Origin of the sequence: Streptomyces sp. SID9727, from assembly GCF_010550605.1 — a bacterium.
GTDB lineage: Bacteria > Actinomycetota > Actinomycetes > Streptomycetales > Streptomycetaceae > Streptomyces.
The window spans coordinates 1-8,445 of the sequence record NZ_JAAGNI010000527.1 but is presented as its reverse complement, the minus strand read 5'-3'; the positions used below and the strand labels follow the sequence as shown (position 1 = coordinate 8,445).

6 protein-coding genes are annotated in these 8,445 nt (G+C 72.2%); 1 reads left to right on the top strand and 5 read right to left on the bottom strand.

The window, feature by feature from the left end:
* Positions 1-125: 125 nt before the first annotated feature.
* Positions 126-854, bottom strand: coding sequence for an alpha/beta fold hydrolase (locus G3I41_RS36060; RefSeq protein WP_164404742.1), 729 nt, complete (start codon positions 852-854; stop codon positions 126-128).
* Positions 855-987: 133 nt separating this feature from the next.
* A complete protein-coding gene (locus G3I41_RS36055; protein ID WP_164404741.1) occupies positions 988-1,581 on the bottom strand; it encodes a VOC family protein in 594 nt (197 codons plus the stop codon).
* A 277-nt stretch (positions 1,582-1,858) separates the two neighbouring features.
* On the opposite strand from G3I41_RS36055, the gene G3I41_RS36050 reads away from it, so the two are divergent.
* On the top strand, positions 1,859-5,056 hold the full coding sequence (locus G3I41_RS36050) for a TIM-barrel domain-containing protein (RefSeq protein WP_164404743.1): 3,198 nt from the start codon (positions 1,859-1,861) through the stop codon (positions 5,054-5,056).
* An 18-nt stretch (positions 5,057-5,074) separates the two neighbouring features.
* Here G3I41_RS36050 and G3I41_RS36045 read toward each other — a convergent pair whose 3' ends face one another.
* The 3 genes from G3I41_RS36045 to G3I41_RS36035 form a co-directional block, all read right to left on the bottom strand.
* Positions 5,075-6,277 (bottom strand): TerD family protein, encoded by a 1,203-nt coding sequence (locus G3I41_RS36045; protein ID WP_164404740.1) that lies wholly within the window; start codon positions 6,275-6,277, stop codon positions 5,075-5,077.
* 130 nt (positions 6,278-6,407) lie between these two features.
* Positions 6,408-6,857, bottom strand: a complete 450-nt coding sequence (locus G3I41_RS36040; RefSeq protein WP_164404739.1) for a spore-associated protein — start codon at positions 6,855-6,857, stop codon at positions 6,408-6,410.
* A gap of 107 nt (positions 6,858-6,964) precedes the next feature.
* A partial coding sequence (locus G3I41_RS36035; protein ID WP_164404738.1) for a thioester reductase domain-containing protein occupies positions 6,965-8,445 on the bottom strand: 1,481 nt, incomplete at its 5' end.

Here is an 8,445-nt window from a genome sequence, read left to right as displayed (position 1 = left end):
CGGCGCGGGCGCCGTGGGCTTCGCCGCGGTGCGCCGCCGGAGCGTCCGGGCCTGAGCCGACAGCGGACGGGTCCGGTCCCCGGCGGCGAGGCGCCGGGGACCGGACCCGTCCGGGTCACGCGGGGTCAGGAGGCGATGAACCGCGCGACCTGGCCGAGGACGATCGTGTCGGCCAGGTACCCGATGTGGGTCTGGCAGAGCACGTTGTTGTTCGTCGCGCCGCTCAGGCGGGTGCTGGAGTACGGGAGGATGATGCCGTCGCACGCCGAGTACCAGGTGGCGTACTTGGTGTCGCCGGGGGTCTCGTCACCGGAGGTGATCTGGGAGATGAACGAGGAGCCCGGGTACATCTGCTGGCAGGTGGTGTAGATCAGGCATGCTCCGGCGTAGGTGGTGCCGTGGTTGGCGCCGGCGATGGACGCGAGGTGGCTGACGCTCGTGTTGCCGCCCAGCACCTTGAGGTAGTACTGGCTGACGAGACCGCCCATGGAGTGGTTGACGATCGCGACCTTGCTCGCCCCGGTCCGGGACTTCACGTTGTTGACGAACGCGGCCAGGCCCTGGGCGTTGGTGATGTTGTTGCCGTAGGAGTCGTACTCGTACGCGAAGAGGTTCGAGCTCGACCAGCCGTTGAGCCGGAAGACGCTCATGGCGGTGACCCAGTTGGAGGCGCTGCCGGTGTAGCCGTGCACGAAGACGACCGGGGTGCTGGTCGACAGCGGCTGCACCGCGGCCGCGCGGGCCGGGGCGGGCGACTCTGCGGCACCGGCCGCGGACGCCGAGGAGAACAGGGTGAACGCGACCGTGACGGCCGCGAGGACGCCGAGGAGCCGACGCGGTGAACGACGAGGCATGGGGCACTCCTGAGGGGAACGCGGGGATGTGGTTGCCTGCCCGCACAAGGTGCCGGGCACGGGGCGCCCGCGCCATCGGCTAATTCACCGGTGTCGGCCATCAGTCGGACCGGATGTGAGGGGCCGGCCGGCGTCAGCCGCCGACGTGAAAGGTGTTCCCGCCGGGATCGCGGTGTGTGCCCGGTTCGACGCCGGGCCGGCTGACGAGGAGGCGCACCCGGTCCCGGTCGGCCTGCGGCGCGGCGGGCGGGCCCATCACGAGCGAGACGGGGGCGGTGGGGGTCCGGCGCAGGCGCACGCACCGGGCGTGGTCCTCCTCCACGGGCCAGCCGGACCAGGTCGCCCAGAAGTCCCGCTGGGCTTCGCGCTCCTCCTCGGTGACGTCGAGGCAGACCGCGACGAGCCCGGAGCCGGCGCGCACGCCCGGGTGCCCGGGGCGCAGGAGGCAGAACTCGTTGCCCTCCGGATCGGCCAGCACGTCCCACGGCACGCCGCCCTGGCCGATGTCGGCCCGGGTCGCCCCGAGGGCGAGCAGCCGCGCGGTCTCCGCCTCCCAGCGCGGTCCGCCGGCCAGGTCGAGGTGCAGGCGGTTCTTGCGCGCCGGCTTCGGCCGGTCGACCTGCTCGCAGCGCAGCAGGAGGCCGCCGGTGCGCCCCCTGGTCGCGTCGGCCCAGAAGCGGGCCGTGCCCCTCACGTCGCAAGCGTCGATCACTATCCCGGTCAGCATGTCGTTCCCCCGTCCTGACAACCTCGTCCGCCCAGTGTGCCGTCATCCTCCTCGTGGCGTGAACTCCGTTCCGGCGTCGGTCTTATGGACACCGCGCCATGGGCGTGCTCTCATTCCCCTTGCACTTTTCCAACGATGCACAACGAGCGGTGCGGTGCTGACGGACCTGCCGGTCGGTGTGAGAACGGAGTCGCACGTGAAACCTCCATCCGCGAGGTGGCGCAGAGGGCTGCGGAGGTGGACCGGTGCCGCCGCCGTCCTCGGCACCGCGGCGGCCATGACGGTCACGGGCACGGTGGGCCCGGCGTCCGCAGACGGCCCGCACAGCCACCGGATCCCGACGGTCACCTCGGGCGACGCCCGGTTCCAGGTGCTGTCGCCCACGCTGATCCGGACCGAGTACGCGGGTGACGGCGCGTTCACCGACGAGGCGACGTTCAACGCCATCGGCCGCGGCGCCTTCGCCCCGACGGCGTACACCGCGAAGACGGCGGACGGCTGGCTCACCATCAGGACGAGCGCGGTGACGCTGCGGTACAAGGCCGGTTCCGGGCCCTTCGACGCCGGCAACCTGTCGGTGCGCCTGAACGCCGGCGAAACCCCCGTGACCGCAACCCCCTGGCACCGCATCACCTGCGCGCCCGGCGCTCTCTGCGAAGCGGAGAACCTGCGGGCCGGCGGGGTCTCCGTGGCGTCCGACCACGACGGCTACACGGGGTCGGGGTTCGCCGCCGGCTTCGAGAGCACCGGCGCCTCCCTGTCCTCTGACATCGATGTCAGAACGGCGGGCGCCTACCGGTTCGCCGTGCGGTACGCCAATGCGCGCGGCGGCGACGGCAAGAGCGAGCCACGCACCCTCACCCTGTCGGTGGACGGCGGCGACGAGCAGCGGGTGACACTGCCCCCGACGGCGGACTGGGACACCTGGGACACCGCCTTCGCCGATGTCCGGCTCGGCGCCGGGCACCACACGCTCGGCCTGACCCGGGGCGCCGCGGACTCCGGCAGTGTGAACGTGGACAGCCTCGCCCTGCTGGGCGAGGGCGAGGCGTTCCCGCCCGCGTCCAGTACGGCGATCGCCGACTGCCGGTTCGGGGTGAGCTGTGAGGCGGAAGCCGGGCGGGCCATCGGTTCGGCGGCCGCCGCCACCGATCACCAGGGCTTCGCCGGGACGGGCTTCGTCGCGGAGCTCAACCGGGGTTCCTCGCTGACCACGCATGTGGTGGAGGTGCCCTCGGCCGGCACGTACACCCTGCGCGTCCGTTACGCCAACGGCCCGGGCGGCGACGGCCGGCACGAGACGCGCACCGCCGCCGTGTCCGCGGGCGGCGCCACCGGCACCCTGTCGTTCCCCGCGACGGACGACTGGGACACGTGGTCCACGGCCACTCTGCCCGTCCACCTCGACGCGGGCGCCAACGACGTCACGCTCGCCTGCCCGGACGCCGAGAGCTGCCATGTGAACGCGGACACCGTGTCCGTCGCCGCCACCGGCGACCCGGCCCCGCAGCCGCACCTGGCCCTCGGCGGATACCGGCGCGGCCTCGACGGCGTCACCGGCAACGGCGCACCGCCCGCCACCACGCCCGGGCTCCTCGGCCAGGACGGCTGGTACCTCCTGGACGACACCCCGTCCGCGCTCTACGACTCCGCGTCCCGGAAGGTGACCCAGCGCTCCGCGCACGGCGGTGCCCCGTACCAGGACGGCTACCTCTTCGGCTACGGCCACGACTACAAGCGGGGCCTCGGCGACCTGGCGACGCTCACCGGACCGCCCGCCCTGCTGCCCTCCTGGGCGTACGGGGTCTGGTACTCGGAGTACATCGACCGCACGGACGCGGACTACCGGAACACGATCCTGCCGAAGTTCCGGTCGGAGGGTGTGCCGTTGGACGTGCTCGTGACGGACACCGACTACAAGGCCGTCAACGCGTGGAGCGGCTGGGAGATCGACCCGGCCAAGTTCCCGGACCCGAAGGGCTTTTTCGACTGGTCCGAGTCCCAGGGCCTGCACAACACGCTCAACGTGCACCCCAGCATCCTCGCCGCCGACCCCCAGTTCGCCCAGGCGCAGAAGACTGCCAAGGGAAAGCTGAAGAAGGGGAGTTGCGGCGGTGGCGCGGGTCCGGACTGCTACGTCTTCGACTTCGGCGACCCCGATCAGCTGCGGGCGTACATGGATCTGCACCGGACCATGGACGAGCAGGGCAACGACTTCTGGTGGCTGGACTGGTGCTGCGACGCGGCGCAGTCCTCGCTGCCGGGTGTGACCCCGGACGCCTGGATCAACCAGCAGTACGCGGACGCCACCGCCGAGCACCAGGAGCGCGGGTTCGTGCTGTCGCGGGCCTTCGGCTCGCTCCAGGCGGCCGGATACAGCGGACAGCAGGCGGTGCCCACCGGCCCCTGGGCCGACAAGCGCACCACGGTCCACTTCTCCGGGGACACGTCGTCCACCTGGGGCACGCTGAAGTTCGAGGTCGGGTACACCCCGGCCGAGTCGGCGGCGACCGGGATGGCCAACATCACCCACGACATCGGCGGCCACAACGACACGACGGGCCTGAAGGGCTCGGAGACGTACACCGACGGCGGCGGCACGCACACCACGACGAAGCTGCCCGACGACCTGTACGCGCGCTGGGTCCAGTTCGGCACCTTCCAGCCCGTCGACCGGCTGCACAGCAACCACAGCGACCGGCTGCCCTGGCAGTACGGCTCCGAGGCGTCGGCGTCCGCGAAGAAGTTCCTCAACCTGCGCGAGCGCCTGCTGCCGTACACGTACACGCTCGCGGAGGAGGCCAACCGGACCGGTGTGCCGATCGTCCGGCCCCTGTACCTGGAGTACCCGGAGGAGAAGCAGGCGTACGAGTCGGCCGGAAGCGAGTACTTCTACGGCTCCGACCTGCTGGTCGCCCCGGTCACCACGCCCGGCGCCTCCGCGAAGACGTCCGTGTGGTTCCCGCCGGGTCGGTGGACGGACTACTTCACCGGCAAGACGTACGAGGGCGGCACCACCCAGGACGTCACGACGACGCTGGACACCATGCCGGTGTTCGTCCGGGCGGGCGGGATCGTCCCGAGCCGTACGCATGACGTCGCCCACGAGGGCGCGTCCGGGGCCGACGACCTCACGCTGACGATCGCCCCGGGCGGTTCCGGTTCGTTCAGCCTGTACGAGGACGACGGGGGCGCCCCCGGCAGTGTCCGGAGCGCCACGACGAAGGTCTCGTACAAGGAGGCGGGCGGGCGCCACACGGTGTCCGTCGCTCCGGCGAAGGGTTCCTTCCGGGGCCAGGCGAAGAACCGCGTGTGGACCCTGTCGGTCCGGGCCGACCACGCGCCGAAGAGGGTCACCGCGACCGGGGCGCACCTGTCCCCGCACGCGTACACGTGGGACGCCGGTTCCAAGACGCTGACCGTCACCCTGCCCAAGCGCAACGCCCATGCGCCGGTGACCGTCACGTACGGGTAGCAGCGGTCCGGCAGCCGGTCAGTCCTTGCTGGCCGGCTGCCAGGACAGGCCCCAGTCGTAGGCGAGGTCGACGGCCTGCTGCTTGAGGATGCCGGGCGGGAGGATGATGTACTTCGCCTCCCGGCGGACGATGAGTTCGCCGTCGATGTTCTCGATGAGGGCGATCGCAGCCACGGGAGCGGGAACGGTGCACTCGTCCAGTCGCACCTCGATCGGTGGTCCGGCGGGCGGGTGGAGGGTGGCCACGCCGTGCAGACCGGCGAAGCTGGAAGCGCCGGAGTAGATGGCCACGAACACCAGGAGGCGCTTGATCTCGGCGGTGTGGTCGAGGTTGATCGTGAGGTTCTCGCCGTCCTCGCTGCCGCCGGTCCGGTCGTCGTGGTCCAGCTGGACGTACGGCGGCTGGTCGTACGAGCCGAACTGGTTGTTGATGGGGTGGACGATCCCGCTCGCCCCGTTCCGCAGCTCCCACAAGCAGGAGAGGTCGAGGTCGACGTCTTCGAGGCGGACGGCGCCGCTGCCCTTGTTCATCCGGCCGCGCGGGGGTGTGCGGGCGCTCCAGGAGAGGTTGACCCGCATGGCACCGGAGGTCGCTCCCTGTTTGGTGAGCGAGACGGAGGGCGCGGCCTTGGTCAGCGTGATCTTCGTCAGCCGGACGGGCGGAGGCGCGGGCGCGGTGACCGGTGCGGGAGCCGCGGGCTCGTCCACGGTGATGCCGTAGTCGGTGGCGAGCCCCGCCAGGCCGGAGGCGTACCCCTGGCCGACGGCGCGGAACTTCCACGCGCCGTTGCGCCGGTACAGCTCCCCGAGCACGAACGCCGTCTCCGTGGTGGCGTCCACGGGATCGAACCGTGCCGTCTCGGCGCCGGTCACCGCGTCCAGCACCCGGATGTACAGTCCGGAGACCCTGCCGAAGGTCCCGTCCGTGGAGGCCGCGAGGACCACGGTCGCGATGTCCTGCTCCACTGACGGCAGGGACACCTGGATCGTCTCGACCACCCCTGCGCCGTCCTGCCTCCGCCCCTCGTGGCGCACGGCGCCACGGGGGTGGACGGGCTGGTTGTAGAACACGAAGTCGTCGTCCGAGCGGACCCTGCCGCCCGCCGTGAGCAGCAGCGCCGACGCGTCGACGTCGGGTGCGCCGGGGCCGGTGCGCCAGCCGAGCTCCACCCGTACGACCGGACTCGCGACCGGTGTGTTGGCTCCCTTGCGCAAGGACATGTGGCTCCCCCTCAGCAGTCCGCCCGTCCGAAGCAGCGTACGGAACGCGGGGTGCCCGCCACGGGTGAAGCGGGGAATTGGGCGGGCCCGCCCCCGGTGGGAGCCGGCGGCGGGCCCGGTGAGCGGCGGATCAGCGGACTTCGAGGGACCGCTGCTCCTTGAACGAGGCGCAGTTGGAGTTCTCCACGGACACGTACACGTTGGCGATGTGGCCGCCCCAGCTGACGCAGTGGCCCTTGCCGTAGGCGTAGACCGGGCCGGCGTACGACGTGTAGTTCCCGTAGTCGCTGGCCGACGCGTCGGTGTCGGGGACGTAGAGGTACGCCGACATCTCCTTCGCGGCGCCGGGGGCGGACCGGATGGTCACCACACAGTTCTTGCCGTTGGACGCGTTGTAGGTCAGGTAGACCGTGCCGAGCGAGCCCACGGCGGCGGAGTTGACGGTCTTGTACGAGCTGCCGCAGACCTTCTGCGGGGTGGTGTTGGGCGCGGCGGAGGCGGTCGGGCCGAAGGCGGCCGTCGCACCCACCATGAGGGTGGTCAGGGCCCCGGCGGTGGCGAGAGTACGGATGTTTCGCATATTTCCCCCTTGTAGCTCCGGGAGTGGTTTGCTCCCACTTGTTGGGACCTCCGAGGGGCATGGATGGTTGTATACGGATTGCCGGGGACCTTCCGTTTGATGATCCTTTACGCCCCCGGAGGCGTTCCGGGGGCCGGCAGGAAGCCCGTGACCTGGAAGTACGTCAGATAGCGCGTCAGGACCTCATCAGTCAGCGGCTGCTGACGCACGCCCGCTTCCGCCGCCGCCCGGGCCGTGCGGCCGGAGTCGAAGCGGCGGTGGTCCGTCTCGTCGTGGCCGGACCGACCGTCGTCGCCGAGGAACAACTGTGCGGCGTTGTCCGGGTGTTCGGACACGCAGGCCCGCCACTCCTCAGGGGTCACGGGGCGCAGCGCGTATCCGAGGCGGGCGGCCGCCTCGAAGACGCGGTCCAGGCCGGGCGCGTCCGGGTTGGTGTAGTGGTACGCCCGGGTCCCCGGGCGCTCGGAGGTGCTGAGGGCCGTGACGGCGGCGCTGACGTAGTCCACGGGCACCCAGTCGGTCGTGCCGTGCGCCAGATCGGGGACCGCGCCGGCCTGGAGGCAGCCCTTGATGAGCTGCCAGAGCAGGTCGCGGTCCTGGCAGGCACCGGTGGCGGTGTCACCGCTGATGCGGCCCGGGCGGTGGACGGTCACCGGGAGGCCGCGCTCGCGGGCGAGGCCCACCAGCTGCTCGGCGACCCATTTGCTCTGCGCGTACCCGTCGGGCAGGCCGTCCGCCGGGCCGGTCGGGGACGACTCGGTGAGCGGTGCGGGGTCCGTCCCGCGCGACGGCGCGTACACGCCGGTGGTGGAGATGTAGTGCAGGCCGGGCGAGCCGGAGTCCGCGAGGAGGCGCAGCAGTTCCTCGGTGCCGGCCACGTTGGGCGCGCGCAGATCGCCGTACGGGGCCGCGAAGTTGACGCGTGCCCCGTTGTGCAGCACGGGCCCCAGGCGCCGGGCGAGGGCGGTCCGTTCGTCGGGGGTGAGACCGAGGCCGGGGGCCGCGAGGTCGCCGGGGACGGGGTGGATCAGGTCGGCGTACCGGGACTGCCACAGGCCGTAGTGCTCCAGGTTGGCCCGGAGCCGCTGGGCCGCGCTGTCGGGGCTCGCGGCCCGGACGAGGCAGTCGACGGGGCCGTCCGTGGCCTCGATGAGATCGCGCAGGAGGAACGCGCCGAGGAAGCCGGAGGCCCCGGTCAGCAGGGGCCGCGCCGAGGGGCGGGCGGGCCGGCGGTCCCGGCGCGCACCGGTGATGTCCGGCGCGAGCCTCACCTCGGCGGCGAAGTCCGGCGCTGCTGCCTCCTCGCGCTCCTCCTCCCCAGGCGCCCGGCCGAGCAGACGGTCGACGCCCTCGACGGTGGGCGTCGCGAACAGGGCGCGCAGGGAGGGCCGCACCCCGCAGCGCTCCCCGATCCGGCGGGCCAGGGTCACGGCGAGCAGGGAGTGGCCGCCGAGCGCGAAGAAGTCGTCGGTGACGCCGACCTCGGGCACTCCGAGGGTCTGCGCGAACACCTCGCAGAGCGCGCGCTCCCGGGCGGTGCGCGGGGCCCGCCCGCCGGCCGCCGCCGGGCTCTCCGGGGCGGGCAGCG